The sequence below is a fragment of the Pseudarthrobacter sp. HLT1-3 genome, assembly GCF_059383535.1.
Genome location: NZ_JBWZCJ010000006.1, coordinates 44,601 through 60,986, shown reverse-complemented (window position 1 = coordinate 60,986; position 16,386 = coordinate 44,601). Strand labels below are relative to the sequence as shown.

13 protein-coding genes are annotated in these 16,386 nt (G+C 68.3%); 4 read left to right on the top strand and 9 right to left on the bottom strand.

What is annotated here, in order from left to right; translation table 11 throughout:
* Window positions 1–6 precede the first annotated feature (6 nt).
* From pgl to tkt, 6 genes are all read right to left on the bottom strand, one after another.
* Window positions 7–813: a 6-phosphogluconolactonase gene (gene pgl, locus AC50X9_RS07180; protein ID WP_494891836.1), complete on the bottom strand. Its 807-nt coding sequence runs from the start codon at window positions 811–813 to the stop codon at window positions 7–9.
* Window positions 803–1,744, bottom strand: a complete 942-nt coding sequence (locus tag AC50X9_RS07175) for a glucose-6-phosphate dehydrogenase assembly protein OpcA (RefSeq protein WP_494891834.1) — start codon at window positions 1,742–1,744, stop codon at window positions 803–805. Before AC50X9_RS07175 ends, pgl begins: the two co-directional genes overlap by 11 nt.
* A complete protein-coding gene (zwf, locus tag AC50X9_RS07170; protein ID WP_494891831.1) occupies window positions 1,741–3,303 on the bottom strand; it encodes a glucose-6-phosphate dehydrogenase in 1,563 nt (520 codons plus the stop codon). The genes AC50X9_RS07175 and zwf overlap by 4 nt, the downstream gene beginning before the upstream one ends.
* 14 nt (window positions 3,304–3,317) lie before the next feature.
* Window positions 3,318–4,952: a phosphoglucose isomerase-related protein gene (locus tag AC50X9_RS07165; RefSeq protein ID WP_494891827.1), complete on the bottom strand. Its 1,635-nt coding sequence runs from the start codon at window positions 4,950–4,952 to the stop codon at window positions 3,318–3,320.
* Between the two features lie 5 nt (window positions 4,953–4,957).
* Window positions 4,958–6,076, bottom strand: coding sequence for a transaldolase (tal, locus tag AC50X9_RS07160; RefSeq protein WP_494891824.1), 1,119 nt, complete (start codon window positions 6,074–6,076; stop codon window positions 4,958–4,960).
* A 64-nt stretch (window positions 6,077–6,140) separates the two neighbouring features.
* Entirely contained in the window at window positions 6,141–8,258 is a 2,118-nt protein-coding gene (gene tkt / locus AC50X9_RS07155) for a transketolase (RefSeq protein ID WP_494891822.1), read from the bottom strand.
* Between the two features lie 542 nt (window positions 8,259–8,800).
* On the opposite strand from tkt, the gene AC50X9_RS07150 reads away from it, so the two are divergent.
* Window positions 8,801–9,751: a heme o synthase gene (locus AC50X9_RS07150; RefSeq protein WP_494891820.1), complete on the top strand. Its 951-nt coding sequence runs from the start codon at window positions 8,801–8,803 to the stop codon at window positions 9,749–9,751.
* A 147-nt stretch (window positions 9,752–9,898) separates the two neighbouring features.
* On the opposite strand, the gene AC50X9_RS07145 is transcribed toward AC50X9_RS07150, so the two are convergent.
* Genes AC50X9_RS07145 through AC50X9_RS07135 form a run of 3 tightly spaced genes read right to left on the bottom strand, consistent with a single transcriptional unit; the run spans window position 9,899 to window position 12,625 of the window.
* Window positions 9,899–10,843, bottom strand: coding sequence for a COX15/CtaA family protein (locus AC50X9_RS07145; protein ID WP_494891818.1), 945 nt, complete (start codon window positions 10,841–10,843; stop codon window positions 9,899–9,901).
* A gap of 7 nt (window positions 10,844–10,850) precedes the next feature.
* Complete coding sequence (locus AC50X9_RS07140; protein WP_494891816.1) at window positions 10,851–11,660, bottom strand: ABC transporter permease; 810 nt, start codon at window positions 11,658–11,660, stop codon at window positions 10,851–10,853.
* Window positions 11,657–12,625 carry an ABC transporter ATP-binding protein gene (locus AC50X9_RS07135; protein WP_494891814.1) on the bottom strand — a complete coding sequence of 323 codons (969 nt, stop codon included), beginning with the start codon at window positions 12,623–12,625 and terminating at the stop codon, window positions 11,657–11,659. Before AC50X9_RS07135 ends, AC50X9_RS07140 begins: the two co-directional genes overlap by 4 nt.
* Window positions 12,626–12,730: 105 nt before the next feature.
* Between AC50X9_RS07135 and AC50X9_RS07130 the strand changes: the two genes are divergently transcribed.
* Genes AC50X9_RS07130 through sufD form a run of 3 tightly spaced genes read left to right on the top strand, consistent with a single transcriptional unit; the run spans window position 12,731 to window position 16,343 of the window.
* Window positions 12,731–13,594 carry a helix-turn-helix transcriptional regulator gene (locus tag AC50X9_RS07130; protein WP_494891812.1) on the top strand — a complete coding sequence of 288 codons (864 nt, stop codon included), beginning with the start codon at window positions 12,731–12,733 and terminating at the stop codon, window positions 13,592–13,594.
* Entirely contained in the window at window positions 13,594–15,057 is a 1,464-nt protein-coding gene (sufB, locus tag AC50X9_RS07125; protein ID WP_024365474.1) for a Fe-S cluster assembly protein SufB, read from the top strand. The genes AC50X9_RS07130 and sufB overlap by 1 nt, the downstream gene beginning before the upstream one ends.
* Window positions 15,057–16,343 (top strand): Fe-S cluster assembly protein SufD, encoded by a 1,287-nt coding sequence (gene sufD / locus AC50X9_RS07120; RefSeq protein WP_494891809.1) that lies wholly within the window; start codon window positions 15,057–15,059, stop codon window positions 16,341–16,343. The genes sufB and sufD overlap by 1 nt, the downstream gene beginning before the upstream one ends.
* The last annotated feature ends 43 nt before the right edge of the window (window positions 16,344–16,386 follow it).

Sequence of the window (16,386 nt, the reverse complement as noted above, 5' to 3'; positions counted from 1 at the left end):
CCGGCGCTAGCCCTTGCGGACGAGCTGTGCCGGTACCCGGGCCGCCGCGTTTTCGGCAATCAGCCACAGCGTCTCATTCCGGCCCCGCGGACCGGCCGCCGGGACCTGCACCGGGTTGGCGCCCGCGAGGGCCAGCCCCACGGCACCGGCTTTGTCCTCGCCGGCCACGACCATCCAGATCTCCGACGCCGAGTTGATCGCCGGCAGTGTCAGTGAAACCCGCTCCGGCGGCGGCTTGGGCGAGTTGCGGACCCCCACCACGGAGAGTTCCTTTTCCCGGATGCCGGCCTGTTCCGGGAAAAGCGACGCGACGTGCGCGTCCGGTCCCACCCCGAGCAGGACAATATCGAGGCGAGGGAGCGCGGCCGGGCGTTCCGGCCGGTCATCGGACATGTCCGCCGCGTGCTCCGCGGCGGCCGCCTCACCAAGGCGGCGGGCGTAATCCGCGGCCGCCTCCTCCGGTGAACCGAACTCCCCGGTGGCACCGGGGACGTGGATCCGGGCCGGGTCCACGTTGATGTGCGCCAGCAGTGCCTCGTGCGCCTGCACGGCGTTGCGCTCCGGGTGATCGGCCGCGACGAAGCGTTCGTCGCCCCACCAGAAGTTGACCTTGGACCAGTCGACGGCGGGACACGCCGGCGACTCCGCCACCGCCTTGAGCGAGCCAATGCCCATCGACCCCCCGGTGAGCACCACCGTCGCCTCGCCGTATTTGTCCTGGATGTCCACCAGTTTGGTGATCAGGCGGGCCGCGATGGCGGCCATCAGGACGGTCGAGTCGGGATGGATGCTTACTCTGGGGTCAGCGCTCACTGGGACGGACACTCCTTAGATTGGTACGGGGCAGTCCCATAGTAATCACTTCACCGAAGACTTCGTCCGGGTCGAGGCGGCGGAGTTCTTCGGCGAGGCAGTCTTTCAGGCTCCGGCGCGGCAGTGAGATCCGCTGGACCGGCTGCCCGGGCTGGCTCAGTTCTGCCACGGTAAGGCCCGGCCGGAACAGCTGTACGTCGCCGCCGGTGCGGGACAGCCGCACCCGCCGGATCCCGGTGCCGGCGGGATCCGCGACGATCGTGACGGGTGCGTCGAGGGCCAGGGTGAGCCAGGCCGCCAGCAGGATCGTCGACGGCGAGTCGGACGCGCCTTCGACGGCGACGGCCGTCACCGGTCCGCCGTCGACCTGGTCCAGGGCCGCGGCGAGCTGGATCCGCCAGTTTGTCAGCCGGGTCCAGGCCAGGTCTGTGTCGCCGGCCTTGTAGGTGCGGCGGATGTTGTCCAGCGCGCGCTGCGGGTCGCTTTCGTTCGCCGAATCCGTGATCCGGCGGTGCGCGATCCGGCCGATCGACGTCTCGCAGGCATTCTTCGGGGCGCCGTGCGGCCACCAGGCCACAATCGGAGCGTCCGGCAGCAGCAGGGCGGCGACGAGCGATTCGCTTTCCTCGGCGAGTTCACCGTAGCCGCGGAGCAGGATGACCTCGGATGCGCCGGCGTCGCCGCCGACCCGGATCTGCGCGTCGAGCCGGGTCGGCGCCGACGCGCCGGCGTCGGCGAGGACGATGATCCGGCAGGGGTGCTCCCGGCTGGCCTCGTTGGCGGCCTCGATCGCTTCCTCTTCCAGCCCGGACTTGGTGACCACCACGAGGGTCAGCACCCGGCCCAGGGCAATCACACCGCCCTGCTCGCGCAGCGCCATGATCTTCTTGGAAATCTTGGAGGTGGTGGTGTCGGGCAGGTCTACGATCATGGCCTTCTCCAGGTTCGTCCGTCACGGGCCAGGAGCTCGCCGGCGGAGGCCGGTCCCCAGCTTCCGGGGACGTAAGGTTCGGGCTGTTCGTCCAGGGACGCCCAATACTCCTCGAACGGGTCGAGGATCTTCCAGGACAGCTCCACTTCCGCGTGCCGGGGGAACAGCGGCGGCTCGCCGAGGAGCACATCGAGGATGAGCCGTTCGTAGGCTTCCGGGCTGGACTCCGTGAAGGAGTGGCCGTAGCCGAAGTCCATCGTGACGTCGCGGACTTCCATCTGCGTGCCGGGGACCTTGGAACCGAAGCGGATGGTGGCGCCCTCGTCGGGCTGGACCCGGATCACGACGGCGTTCTGGCCGAAGTCGTCCTCGCCGTGATCGGTGAAGAGCAGGTTGGGGGCGCGTTTGAGCACGACGGCGATCTCGGTGACCCGGCGGCCCAGCCGTTTGCCGGCGCGCAGGTAGAACGGCACCCCGGACCAGCGACGGGTGTTGATGTCCACTCGGATCGCGGCGAAGGTTTCCGTTTTGGAGTCAGCCGGGATGCCTTCTTCCTCCAGGTAGCCGACCACTTTTTCGCCGCCCTGCCAGCCGCCGGTGAACTGCCCGCGGGCAGAGTGCGTGGAGAGATCCTCGGGGAGCCGGACGGCGGCCAGGACTTTTTCCTTCTCGGCGCGGAGGTCATCGGCGTTGAACGAGATCGGCTCCTCCATCGCGGTCAGCGCCAGCAGTTGCAGCAGGTGGTTCTGGATGACGTCGCGGGCCGCGCCCACACCGTCGTAGTAGCCCGCCCGGCCACCGGTACCGATGTCCTCGGCCATGGTGATCTGGACGTGGTCCACGTAGTTCGCGTTCCAGAGCGGCTCGAAGAGCTGGTTGGCGAAGCGCAGCGCCAGGATGTTCTGCACCGTCTCCTTGCCCAGGTAGTGGTCGATCCGGAAGACCGCGTCCTGCGGGAAGACCGACTCGACGATGTCGTTGAGCTGCCGCGCCGACTCGAGGTTGTGGCCGAACGGCTTCTCGATCACCACGCGACGCCACTTGTCACCCTCTGCCTGCGCCAGCCCGTGCTTGGAGAGCTGCCGGCAGACCAGTTCGAACGCGTTCGGCGGGATCGAGAGGTAGAACGCATGGTTCCCGCGGGTTCCGCGCTGCTCATCGAGTTCGTCGATGGTTTCGGACAGCCGCTTGAAGGCGTCATCGTCGTCGAACTCGCCCTGCACGAAGCGGATGCCCTCCGAGAGCTGCTTCCACACCGTCTCGTCGAACGGGGTGCGGGCGTAGGCCTTCACCGCCGCCTTCACCTCGGCGGCGAAGTCCTCGTTCTCCCAGTTCCGCCGCGCGAAGCCCACCAGGGCAAAACTTGGCGGCAGCAGTCCACGGTTGGCCAGGTCGTACACGGCCGGCATGAGCTTCTTCCGGGCGAGGTCCCCCGTGACCCCGAACAGGACCAGTGACGACGGTCCCGCGATGCGGTTCAGGCGGCGGTCCCGCGGGTCCCGGAGCGGGTTGCGCCCCGGGCCCGCGGACTTGCGTCCGCCGTTGTGTTTTTCTGGCATGTGGTTCGGGTGCCTTAGCTGTCGGTGGAGGAAACTGCCTGGCCGGCCAGCGTGGACACGAGGTCCTGGAGCTGGCGGACGCCGGCTGCACGGTCCGTGAGGTGCAGCCGGAGGACCGGGCGTCCGTGGTCGGAGAGTACCTGCGCGTCGCCGGCGGCCTGGGCCGAGATCAGCTCCCCGAAGGTGAAGGGACGGTCCGGGATGGCCAGGTCGGTGGCGGCCGCGGCCGTCACCTGCAGGAAGACGCCGATCGCGGGGCCACCCTTGTGGAACTGCCCGGTGGAATGCAGGAAACGCGGACCCCAGCCAAAGGTCACGGGACGGCCGCTGACCGCTGCCAGCTGGTCCCGGACACCCTCGAGGGACGCGTAGGCGAGCCGGTCGAAGTAGGCCTGGACGCTGAGGTAGTTGTCCGGACCGAGCTCGCCAAGCAGGGCGCTGACGGCCTCGGCCGCGGTGCCGGCGCTGCCGAGCCATTCCCCGCCGCGGACCTCGATCACACCGTCGGTGAAGTTGGCCGGCGTCGGTTCCGGCTGCGCGTCGAGCAGTCCGCGGGCGGCCACCTTGGCGGCTTCGACGTCGGGCTGGTCGTAGGGGTTGATGCCGAGCAGGCGTCCGGCGACCGCGGTGGCGAACTCCCAGGTCATCATCTGGGTGGGCAGGCCGCCGGCGATCGCGACCTCGTTCGCGCCCAGGTCGACGTCGGCATCCGCCGCGACGAGGCGGACCACCAGGACGTCGGGGGCGCCGAGGGCAGCCTCCGGGGAGGAAGGCCCGGCGACGACCGGCAGCACGCCGGTGCCGAGCTTGCCGGTGGATTCAGCGATGAGCTGCTCGGCCCAGTCCGCGAAGCCGACGATCCCCGAGCCGTCCTCGGCGATGACGATCTTGTTGCGCAGCGGGTTCGTGCCGCCTAGCGCGGAGCCAAGGGCGAGGCCGATGTTTTCCTCGCCGTCCTCGTTGAGCACCTCGGCGGCTTCCTCCGCTTCATCCAGGAACGCCTGGATGTCCACGCCGGCCAGGCCGCAGGGCACCATCCCGAACGCGGTGAGCGCCGAGTAGCGCCCGCCGACGGTGGGGTCCGCGTTGAACACGGCACGGTAGCCGGCCTCGCGGGAGGACTTGTCCAGCGGGGACCCCGGATCGGTGACGATGATGATCCGGCTCTTCGCGTCGAGTCCGGCCTCGGTGAAGGCGTGCTCGAAGATCCGGCGCTGGGAATCGGTCTCCAGGGTGGAGCCGGACTTGGAAGACACCACAATCGCGGTTTCCGCCAGCCGGTCAGCGAGGGTCGCGGCGACCTGTTCCGGGTCGGTGCTGTCCAGCACGGTCAGCTCGACGCCGGCCGTGCCGGCGATGACCTCGGGGGCCAGTGAGGAGCCGCCCATGCCGCACAGGACGATCCGGCTGACGCCCTCGGCGCGCAGGGCGTCCCGGAGCGCCAGGATGTCCGCGACGAGGGCCTGGGAGACGGTGGCCGCCTCGACCCAGCCGAGCCGGACGGACGCCTCGGCCTCGGCGTCGGGACCCCACAGGGTGGCGTCCTTCGCGAAGAGCCGGGTGGCGACTTTGTCTTCCAGCAGGGCCGGAAGGTGCTGTTCGTGGGCCAGGCGGGCGGCGCCCGTGGCGTCGTAACTGAGAGTGGTCATGGGGACTATGCGTCCTTCCGTGCAGCGGCGAGGGCTGCCTCGACGTCGGCGAGGAGTTCCTTCCAGCTGGCCACGAACTTGTCGAGGCCTTCGGATTCAAGGACCGCGACGACCTCGTTGTAGGAGATCCCGAGGGCGTCGAGGGCGTTCAGCGTGGCGTTGGCGTCGTCATAGCCGCGGCCGATCGTGTTGCCCGTGACGGTGCCGTGGTCGAAGGTGGCGTCGAGGGTCTTTTCCGGCATGGTGTTCACGACGCCGGGGGCGACGAGTTCCGTGACGTAGAGGGTGTCCGGGTAGGCCGGGTCCTTGACGCCGGTGGAGGCCCACAGCGGACGCTGGGGGAGGGCGCCGGCGTCGGCGAGAAGGGCCCAGCGTTCGGTGGCGAAGAGCTCCTCGTAGACCTGGTAGGCGAGGCGGGCGTTCGCCAGGCCGGCCTTGCCCTTGAGGGCGCGTGCCTCGTCGGTGCCGATCGCGTCGAGCCGCTTGTCGATTTCGGAGTCCACGCGGGAGACGAAGAAGGACGCCACGGAGTGGATCGTGGAGAGGTCGTGGCCGTTTTCCTTGGCCTGCTCCAGGCCGGACTGGAAGGCGTTGATGACGGCGCGGTAGCGCTCGAGCGAGAAGATCAACGTGACGTTGACGCTGATGCCGGCGGCCAGGGTGGCGGTGATCGCTTCCAGGCCCTCGAGGGTGGCGGGGATCTTGATCAGGACGTTGTCCTTGTTGACCTGGGCGTGGAGTTCCTTGGCCTCTTTGATCGTGTGCTCGGTATCCCAGGCCAGGCGGGGGTCGACTTCGATTGAGACCCGTCCGTCGACTCCCTTGGTGGCTGCTGCCACCGGGGCGAAGAGGTCGCAGGCATCGGCGACGTCGGTCGTGGTGATCGCGAAGACGGTCTCCTCGACGCTGGCGCCGGCGGCGGCCTTTGCGGCGATGATGCCGTCGTAGTCGTGGCCGGTGGTGATGGCCGCGTGGAAGATGGACGGGTTGGTGGTGACGCCGACAACGTTTTTCTCTTCGATCAGCTTGCGCAGCGTGCCGGTGGCGAGGCGGCCGCGGGAGAGGTCATCGAGCCAGATGGAGACGCCGGCGTCGGAGAGCTGCTGTGTGGGGGTGGTGTTCATGTGGAACTCCTGAAGTCTGGGGCCGCCGCCTGGGTGGGGCGGCGGCCCGGGAAGCGGGGGTGGGTCAGGCCTGGAGGCCAGCGAGGGAATCCTTGGCCGCGGCGGCGACGGCCTCCGCGGTGATACCGAATTCCTGGAACAGGCGCTTGTAGTCCGCGGAGGCACCGAAGTGCTCGAGGCTGATGGAGCGGCCGGCGTCGCCGACGAATTCCCTCCAGCCCAGCGCGAGACCGGCTTCGACGGATACGCGTGCCTTGACGGCGGCCGGGAGCACCGCTTCGCGGTACGCGGCGTCCTGCTTGTTGAACCATTCCACGCACGGCATGGACACGACCCGGGTGGGGATGCCGTCGGCCTGGAGCGCTTCGCGGGCCTGGACGGCCAGCTGGACCTCGGAGCCGGTGCCGATCAGGATGACCTGGGCGGTGGCGGTCCGGCCGTCCTGGGAGGCTTCAGCCAGCACGTAGCCGCCCTTTGCGACTCCGGCGGTGGAACCGAAGGTGTCCGCCTCGGCGTCGGACGTTCCGCGGGCGTAGGTCGGGATGTTCTGCCGGGTCAGCACAATGCCGGCCGGGTTGGCGTGGTTTTCGAGCATGACCTTCCAGGCCGCCGCGACCTCGTTCGCATCTCCCGGGCGGACAACGTCCAGGCCCGGGATGGCACGGAGCGAGGCGAGCTGCTCCACCGGCTGGTGCGTGGGGCCGTCTTCGCCGAGTCCGATCGAGTCGTGCGTCCAGACGTAGAGCGACGGGACACCCATCAGGGCGCCGAGCCGGATCGCCGGGCGCTGGTAGTCGCTGAAGATCAGGAAGGTGCCGGAGAACGCGCGGGTGCGGCCGTGCAGGCTGATGCCATTGACGATCGACGCGGCGGCGTGCTCGCGGATGCCGAAGTGCAGCACCCGGCCGTAGGGGTTGCCCTTCCAGGCGCCGGTGGACCGGGACGCTGGGATGAACGACGGCGAACCCTCGATCGTGGTGTTGTTGGATTCGGCAAGGTCGGCCGAGCCGCCCCAAAGTTCGGGCATGACCGGGCCGATCGCGTTCAGGACCTTGCCCGAGGCCGCGCGGGTGGAGACGTCCTTGCCGGCTTCGAAGACCGGGAGGGCGGCGTCGAGCTCGGCCGGGAGCTTCCGGGCCTCGATGCGCTCCAGCAGGGCGGCGCCCTCGGGGTTGCCGGACTGCCAGGCCTCGAAGTTGTCCTGCCAGGCGGCGCGGGCCGCGGCACCGCGGTCCACCGCGTCGCGGGCGTGGGCCAGGACATCGTCGTCGACCTGGAAGGAACGCTCCGGATCGAAGCCGAGGACCTTCTTCAGGGCCGCGACTTCCTCGGCGCCCAGTGCGGAGCCGTGGATCTTGCCGGTGTTCTGCTTCTTCGGGGCCGGGTAGCCGATGATGGTGCGCAGCGAGATGATGGAGGGCTTGCCCGTTTCGGCCTTGGCGGCCAGCAGGGCGGCGTGCAGTTCGGCCACGTCCTCCTTGTATTCCCCGGTCCGCAGCCAGTCAACGCGCTGCGTGTGCCAGCCGTAGGCTTCGTAGCGGGCCAGCACGTCCTCGGTGAACGCGACGTCGGTGTCGTCCTCGATCGAGATGTGGTTTTCGTCGTAGATCACCACGAGGTTTCCGAGCTCCTGGTGCCCGGCGAGCGAGGAGGCTTCAGAGGTGACGCCTTCCTGAAGGTCGCCGTCGGAGGCGATGACCCAGATGGTGTGGTCAAACGGGCTGGTGCCGGCGGCGGCGTCGGCGTCGAACAGTCCGCGCATGCGGCGCTGGGAGTAGGCGAACCCTACCGCGGAGGCCAGGCCCTGGCCGAGCGGTCCGGTCGTGATTTCCACGCCGGCGGTGTGCTTGTATTCCGGGTGGCCCGGCGTCAGCGAACCCCAGGTGCGCAGGGCCTCAAGGTCCTTCAGTTCCAGGCCGTAGCCGGAGAGGAACAGCTGGATGTACAGCGTCAGGGAGGTATGGCCGGGGGAGAGGACGAAGCGGTCGCGTCCCAGCCAGTCGGGGTTCTTCGGGTCGTGCCGCATCAGCTTCTGGAAGAGAAGGTACGCGGCAGGAGCCAGGCTCATCGCGGTGCCCGGGTGGCCGTTACCGACCTTCTCGACGGCGTCGGCGGCCAGGACACGGATGGTGTCCACGGCGCGCTGGTCCAAATTGGTCCAGGACAGTTCTTGCTCTTCCAAATGTGGCACGAAAACCGGGCCCCTCTCTGTGCTGACGGCGGGTGGAAGGATCGGTCCCGTCCGGGGCACAGTTCGGTGCCCGCTGCGGTACGTACCAGCCGTTCACCATCGAAACGTTGATCTATCATTCAGTCGCGTGTGCGTAGGCACACCCTCAGTTGCTGCCGACAGCTGACTGCCGGCAGCTCATAGCAGGGCGTCCGACGGCCGTTTCGGCCGCCTCCGTACGCGCTGATCTGCAGACAGCTTAGCCCCATTCCACCTGCCGGGTGCTGTACATCTCACAAAATGGACGGGATTTTGCGCTTATATGAATCACCGGCGCCCGCAGCGGCCGTGAGCCCGCGTTAACCTGCGCCAATCATGGCTGCCCGACGGCGGCATCCGCCGGACCGGTCCGGGAGCGCCTTCACGGTATGATGGTTGGTGGCTACCAACGGAGCGGGACGCGCTTTTGCGCTGCGCGCGGACCCCTCCGATATGCAACCCGCGTTGCGGAACCGGCCGGACTGAACAGCCAGACAGAACAGAGTGACTGCCCCGTGAGCACAACAGATACGCCGCTGAACGCTTCCCCCCTCCGCGGAAGCGTCGGCTTCACCCGTAAAGCCAAGGCCTATCTGGCGCTCACGAAACCCCGCGTCATCGAACTCCTGCTGGTCAGCACCCTGCCGACCATGATCTTCGCGGAGCGCGGCTTCCCGTCGATCGGCCTGATTCTGGCAACCCTGGTGGGCGGCGCCTTCGCCGCCGGCAGCGCGGGCGCCTTCAACTGCTACTTCGACCGCGACATCGACAAGCTGATGCACCGTACCGAGAACCGGCCGCTGGTGACGGGCGAGGTGACACCGCGGGAGGCGCTGGTCTTCTCCTGGCTCCTCGGCGCGGCCGCGATCGCAATCCTCTGGTTCGGGGCCAACCCGCTCGCGGCCTGGCTGGGGGTCGGTGCCATCGTCTTCTATGTGGTCATCTACACCCTGATCCTGAAGCGCCGCACCGCGCAGAACATCGTCTGGGGCGGGGCGGCAGGCTGCTTCCCGGTGCTGATTGCCTGGGCCGCCGTCACCAACTCGGTCGAGTGGCCCGCCATTGTGCTCTTTATGGTCATCTTCCTGTGGACCCCGCCACACTACTGGCCGCTGTCCATGCGCTACGGCGAGGACTACCGCAACGCCAACGTGCCCATGCTCGGCGCGATCGCCGGGGCCAAGGTTGTCTCGGTCCAGGTGGTCCTCTACGCCTGGGCCATGGTGGCCTGCTCGCTGCTGCTGGTTCCGAGCGGCGGCGCGGGCTGGGTCTACACCGCCACCGCCGTGCTGGCCGGTGCCTGGTTCCTCTACGAGTCGCACGCGCTGTTCAACCGGGCGCAGGCCGGCGATGTATCCAACAAGGGCGCCATGAAGGTCTTCCACGGCTCGATCAGCTACCTCACCCTGCTCTTCATCGCCCTCGCCGTCGACCCGTTCATCGGGTCGCCGATCATGGCCGGCTGAGCACTCCCGCCCGGACCACCGCCCCACCTCGGCACCCCAACGCGGACACCAACGCAAACACCAACGCGGGGTCACTTACCGCCCATTCCGGCCTCCGGATGGGCGGTAAGTGACCCCGCGTTGTTAGTGGCGCGTTGTCTTGTGGGGTTATTTGACCGGGCTGCTCCGGGCCAGATCGGCGGCGTTGGTGGCCGCGCCCATCAGCAGGGCAGACCCGAGCATGTGCGCGCCAACCAGGAGTGCCGGGATGCCGTTGTAGTACTGCGTGAAGCCGATGACGGCCTGCAGCACCGTGACGCCCAGGAGCAGGAAGACAGCGGTGCGGAACGGGCCGGAAATCCCGCCGCGCACCACGAGGTACACCGCGAACAGCGCCCCGGCAGTCACCAGGTAGGCCGGCACCGCGTGGATGTGCGAAAACAGGTCCCAGTCCAGGTTGTTGCGCGGGGCATCGGCGTCGCCGGCGTGCGGACCGGCACCCGTGACCACAACGCCCAGGCACACGGCCAGGGCGGAGAACAGCCAGACGGCGCCCATCAGCGGGCGCGCGACGCCCGGCAGCGCGGCCGGTTCCGCCCCCCGGTGCTGCCCCGTCCGGCCGTAGGCACGGTTGACCAGCAGGGTGGCCACGACCACCAGGGCCATCGAAACCAGGAAGTGCAGCCCGACCACCCAGGGGTTCAGCTGGGTCAGCACGGTGATGCCGCCGATCACCGCCTGCGCCGGGATGCTCGCGAGCAGGCCGAGGGCCAGCAGGAAGAGGTCGCGGCGTTCCCTGCGGAGGTTCCACAGGTACACCAGCATGGCCACGGCGATGGCGGCCAGCGCAAAGGTCAGCAGGCGGTTGCCGAATTCAATGATGCCGTGGATCCCCATTTCAGGGGTGTTCACCAGTGAGGAGTCCGTGCAGCGCGGCCAGGTCGGGCAGCCGAGGCCCGAGGCGGTGAGGCGGACCGCGCCGCCGGTGACGATCAGGACGGTCTGGCCGATCAGGGACAGCACCGCCAGCCGCTGCACCGTCTTGTTGACGGTGTCGGGCAGCCAGGCGATGTTCCGGGAAGCGGTCCGGGGAGGGCGGGAGGCCGTGCTCACAGTTTTCTCAATTCCATTTGAACCAACGGGATGCTGCGCCGCCGGCGATCGCCGTCCAGAACAGCAGGACAAGGACAGGGGCGGGGCCGACGCTGCCGGACAGGAAGGCGTCCCGCAGGGCCTGCCCCAGCGCGCCGGAGGGGAGGAAGTGCACGACCGCCTGCAGCAGGGCCGGCAGCCGTTCGGCCGGGATCACGATCCCGCCGAGGGCGCCCAGCAGGATCCAGAGCAGGTTGGTGATCGCCAGGGTCGCCTCCGGCCGGACGGTGCCGGCGACGAGCAGGCCCAGCGCGGTGAAGGACGCGGCACCGAGGACCAGCAGGACCATTCCCGGGACCCAGCCCAGCGGATCCGGCCGCCAGCCCAGCGGCAGCGCCACGGCCGTGACCACCAGCACCTGCAGGGCCAGCACCGCCAGTACCGCCAGGATCTTCCCGGCGATCAGGCCGGTGCGGCCCAGGGGGGTGGTAGAGAGGAAACGCAGGACACCGTAGCGGCGGTCGAACCCGGTGGAGATGCCCTGCCCGGTGAACGCGGTGGACATGGCACACAGCGCCAGGATGCCCGGCACCGCAACATCGATCCGGCTGGCACCGAACCCGTCCAGCAGGGGCGTGACGGTCAGGCCCACCATGGCCAGCAGCGGCAGCACAATCATCAGGATCAGCTGTTCCCCGTTGCGGAGCATGGTGATGGTCTCGTACTTGCCCTGCAGCACAATGCGCCGCAGCAGCGGTGCCGGCGCGCTCCCGAGCGGGCGCGCCGGCACCGAGGGGCCGGGCGGAGCGCTGCCCGGCGCGGCATGATGGCGGGTCATCGGATCTCCCTTCCGGAGATGTCGAGGAAGACATCCTCGAGGCTGCGCGCCTCAAGGCTCAGCGAGCGGGGCATCAGTCCGCGGGCGGCCCACCACGCGGTAATCGCGGCGAGGTCCGCAGCGGTCAGTGCGCCGGTGGCGGCGTAGCTGCCGGCACGCGGTTCGGTGACGTTGACGCCGTCGGGCAGTACGCCGCTGAAGTCCAGTCCGGGGTCGGTCTCGAACAGCAGGGTGCGGATGTGCTGCTGGCCGGCGTCGGCCGGCAGAGGGTGCTGCAGGAGCTCCGCGACGGTTCCCTCGGCGACATTGCGGCCGGCGTCAATGATGTAGACGTAATCGGCGAGGCGCTGGGCGTCGTCCATCAGGTGGGTGGTCAGGATGATCCCCATCCCGCGGTTCCGGAGCTCGGAGATCAGTTCGAACACCAGCTGGCGCGACTGCGGGTCCAGGCCGGCGCTGGGCTCGTCCAGGAACAGCACCTCCGGGTTGCCCACCAGCGCCGCGGCGAGCGCGAGCCGCTGCTTCTGCCCGCCGGAGAGCCGCCGCACCGAGGTGCGGCTGAAGCTGTCGATGCCGAGGCGTTCAATGAGTTCCCCGACCGGCCACGGGTCCTCGTACATGCCGGATATATGCTTGAGCAGCGGGATCGGGCGGGCCGACGGCGGCAGCCCGCCGTCCTGCAGCATCACCCCGACGCGGGCACGCAGTCCGGCGCCTGCGGTATCCGGGTCCTCGCCGAGCAGGCTGATGCTGCCGTGGGTGCGTTTCTGCAGACCCTGGGCGCATTCGATGGTGGTAGTTTTGCCTGCGCCGTTTGCTCCCAGCAGGGCCGTGACCTGGCCGGGTTCGGCGACGAGGGAAAGGCCGCTGACCACCCGGAGCATCTTGCCGTCGAGGGTGGGCAGTGGACCAACATCCTTGACTAGCCCGCTGATGGACAGGACGGGGGATTCGGGTGATCGCACCACAGCATTCTACGGGATGTAGTACGTCCTGTTCCGGCCCGCCGGCCGCCGGAGGGTAGCCATGCCTTACTGGAACCCGGGACTAAATTACGACATGATTGTGTTGTGTATTCCATGAGCCCCCTATCTTCTGTTGCGCCCGCACGGAACGGCCGTTCGCGAGCGGCGTCACCCGTTGCGTCCGAGGCAGCGGGAAACGTGGCCGCCCGGGCCTTTCCGGCGGTCGACGCCGAAGAGCGCACCCGCGACCGCGTGCTGAATGCGGTTCTGGAGCACGGTCCGATCAGCGCCGCTGAACTGGGCGACCTGCTCGGGTTCACGCCGGCAGCTGTCCGGCGCCATCTGGACCACCTCTCACACCGCGGCGTGATCGAGGTCAAGCGGGCAGCCCGGGCCGGCGCCGGGGCCGGGCGTCCCGCCCGCCGGTATGTCCTGACCTCGCAGGGCCAGTCGACGCTCGGCAACGACTATCTGGACATCGCCAGCCTGGCGCTGCAGCGCCTCGGCGAACTGGCCGGGCCCGACGCCGTCCGGCAGTTCGCCGTCGAGCGCTTCGGTGAGATGGAACGGCGCTACGAGCCCGAGATCGACGCCGCCGGACCGGACATCACCGCCCGGGCCCAGGCCCTGTCCGAGGCGCTGAGCCGCGACGGGTTCGTGGCCTCCACGACGTCCATCGACGCCCGGGCGCCGCTGCCAGCGGCGCTGTCCAGCGTCCAGCTGTGCCAGGGGCACTGCCCCATCCAGCAACTGGCCGCGCAGTTCCCGGTGTTCTGCGACGTGGAGACCGACGTGTTCTCCCGGCTCGTCGGCGTCGACGTCCGCCGGCTCTCCACGCTGGCACGAGGCGGGCACGTCTGCACCACCCACATACCTACAGGCCGTCCGGCGGCCAGGGGGCCTCACAGCCCCGCAACCACCCCGGGCAGCCTGGACGAAGTATCCAACCATCTGCAAGAAAGGCCGTGATGACGGACCAACTATCAGAGAAGAAGGTTGCTGAATCCACTGTGATTTCGGAGATTCTGGAAAAGAATCCCGAGCTCCACGGAATCGGAACCTATGAGTACGGCTGGTCCGACAAGAACGACGTTGGCGCCAACGCCCGCCGCGGCATCAACGAGGACGTCGTCCGCGACATTTCGGCCAAGAAGAACGAGCCGGAGTGGATGCTTGACCTGCGCCTCAAGGGCCTGAAGTACTTCGACCGCAAGCCGATGCCGACCTGGGGCGCAGACCTCTCCGGCATCGACTTCGACAACATCAAGTACTTCGTGCGGTCCACGGAGAAGCAGGCCAACACCTGGGAAGACCTCCCCGAGGACATCCGGAACACCTACGAGAAGCTGGGCATCCCGGAAGCCGAGCGCAGCCGCCTCGTCTCCGGCGTCGCCGCCCAGTACGAGTCGGAGGTTGTCTACCACCAGATCCGCGAGGACCTGGAACAGCAGGGCGTGATCTTCCTGGACACGGACACCGCCCTGCGGGAGCACCCGGAGATCTTCCAGGAGTACTTCGGCACCATCATCCCGGTGGGCGACAACAAGTTCGCTTCGCTGAACACGTCCGTCTGGTCCGGCGGTTCCTTCGTGTACGTGCCCAAGGGCGTCCACGTCGACATTCCGCTGCAGGCCTACTTCCGCATCAACACGGAAAACATGGGCCAGTTCGAGCGCACGCTGATCATCGCGGACGAGGACTCCTACGTCCACTACATCGAAGGCTGCACCGCGCCGATCTACACCTCGGACTCGCTGCACTCCGCCGTGGTGGAAATCATCGTGAAGAAGGGCGCCCGCGTCCGCTACACGACCATCCAGAACTGGTCCACGAACGTGTACAACCTGGTCACCAAGCGCGCCATCTGCGAAGAGGGCGCCACGATGGAGTGGATCGACGGCAACATCGGTTCCAAGGTCACCATGAAGTACCCGGCCGTCTACCTCGTCGGCGAGGGCGCCAAGGGCGAGACCCTCTCCATCGCGTTTGCGGGCGAAGGCCAGCACCAGGACACCGGCTCCAAGATGGTCCATATCGCGCCGAACACCAAGAGCTCGATCGTATCCAAGTCCGTGGCCCGCGGCGGCGGCCGCGCTGCCTACCGCGGCCTGGTCCAGGTCCGTGAAGGCGCCAAGCACTCCGCCAACACGGTCCGCTGCGACGCCCTGCTGGTGGACACCATCAGCCGCTCGGACACCTACCCGTACATCGACATCCGCGAGGATGACGTCACGATGGGGCACGAGGCCACGGTCTCGCGCGTCAGCGAAGAGCAGCTGTTCTACCTGATGTCCCGCGGCATGCGCGAAGACGAGGCCATGGCGATGATCGTCCGCGGCTTCATCGAGCCGATTGCCCGTGAGCTGCCGATGGAATACGCCCTCGAGCTGAACCGACTGATTGAACTGCAGATGGAAGGATCGGTCGGTTAATGACTGACATCACTACTGAAAAGGCCCGCATCGGCGCGCCCTCAGCACAGCCGTTCATCAACGGCTTCACCGAGGAAGGCGAAAGCCTTTCACCGCTGAACGCCGCTGCGTCCAAGTCCCCGCTGGCCGGCGATGCCGTGAAGCGGCACTCGCACGGCGGCGGCGTCGGCGTTCCGGACAGCTCACGCGCCGGTCGCCTGACGTCCTACCACCTGGCGGACTTCAAGCCGCTGACCGGGATGGAGGAGGACTGGCGGTTCACCCCGCTCAAGCGCCTCCGCGGGCTGCACACCGAGGTCCTCAACGGGACCGCGCCGTCCGTGAGCGTCACCGCCCCGGACAGCGTCACCGTCGAGACCGTCGGCCGCGACGACCGCCGGATCGGTTCGGCCGCCATCCCCGAGGACCGCGTCTCCGCGAACGCCTGGGAGAACTTCACCGAGGCCACCGTCATCACGGTCCCGGCCGAGGTCCAGGTCGACGGCGAGGTCAGCGTCGTGCTGACCGGCCAGGGCACCGGGGCGTCAGCGCAGCACATCGTCATCGTGGCGGAAAAGTTCTCCAGGTCCGTTGTGGTCCTGGACCACCAGGGCACCGCCGTCGTATCGGAAAACATCGAAATCCTCGTGCAGGACGGCGCCCAGTTGACCGTCATCTCGCTTCAGGAATGGAACGACGACGCCGTGCACGCCTCCTCCCAGCAGGCGAAGCTCGGCCGCGACGCCAAGTTCAAGCACATCGTCGTCAGCCTCGGCGGCGACCTCGTGCGCGTCACGCCCTCGGCACGCTTCACCGCCCCGGGCGCCGAAGTGGAACTCTTCGGCCTCTACTTCGCCGACGCCGGCCAGCACCTCGAGCAGCGACTCTTCGTGGACCACGCCGTCGCTAACTGCAAGTCCAACGTCCTGTACAAGGGCGCCCTGCAGGGCCGCAACGCGCACACCGTCTGGGTCGGCGACGTGCTGATCCGCAAGGAAGCCGAGGGCACCGACACCTACGAGGCCAACCGCAACCTGGTCCTCACCGACGGCGCCCGCGCGGACTCCGTGCCGAACCTGGAGATCGAGACCGGCCTGATCGCCGGCGCCGGCCACGCCAGCGCCACCGGCCGCTTCGACGACGAGCACCTGTTCTACCTGATGGCCCGCGGCATTCCGGAAGAGGTGGCCCGCCGTCTGGTGGTCCGCGGATTCCTGAACGAGATCATCCAGCAGATCAGGGTTCCAGCCATCGAAGAGCGCCTCACGGCCGCCGTCGAGCGCGAACTCGCGGCAACGAACCACTAGTGCGCAGCACTAGGGAACACAGCACTGGAGAACACGGAACCAT

Excerpts from the sequence above, each read along its gene's own strand:
- zwf (WP_494891831.1), bottom strand. The coding sequence starts at position 3,303 with ATGCCAGAAAAACACAACGGCGGACGCAAGTCCGCGGGCCCGGGGCGC.
- sufD (WP_494891809.1), top strand. The coding sequence starts at position 15,057 with ATGACTGACATCACTACTGAAAAGGCCCGCATCGGCGCGCCCTCAGCA.
- AC50X9_RS07140 (WP_494891816.1), bottom strand. The coding sequence starts at position 11,660 with ATGACCCGCCATCATGCCGCGCCGGGCAGCGCTCCGCCCGGCCCCTCG.
- sufB (WP_024365474.1), top strand. The coding sequence starts at position 13,594 with ATGACGGACCAACTATCAGAGAAGAAGGTTGCTGAATCCACTGTGATT.
- AC50X9_RS07165 (WP_494891827.1), bottom strand. The coding sequence starts at position 4,952 with ATGACCACTCTCAGTTACGACGCCACGGGCGCCGCCCGCCTGGCCCAC.
- tal (WP_494891824.1), bottom strand. The coding sequence starts at position 6,076 with ATGAACACCACCCCCACACAGCAGCTCTCCGACGCCGGCGTCTCCATC.
- AC50X9_RS07175 (WP_494891834.1), bottom strand. The coding sequence starts at position 1,744 with ATGATCGTAGACCTGCCCGACACCACCACCTCCAAGATTTCCAAGAAG.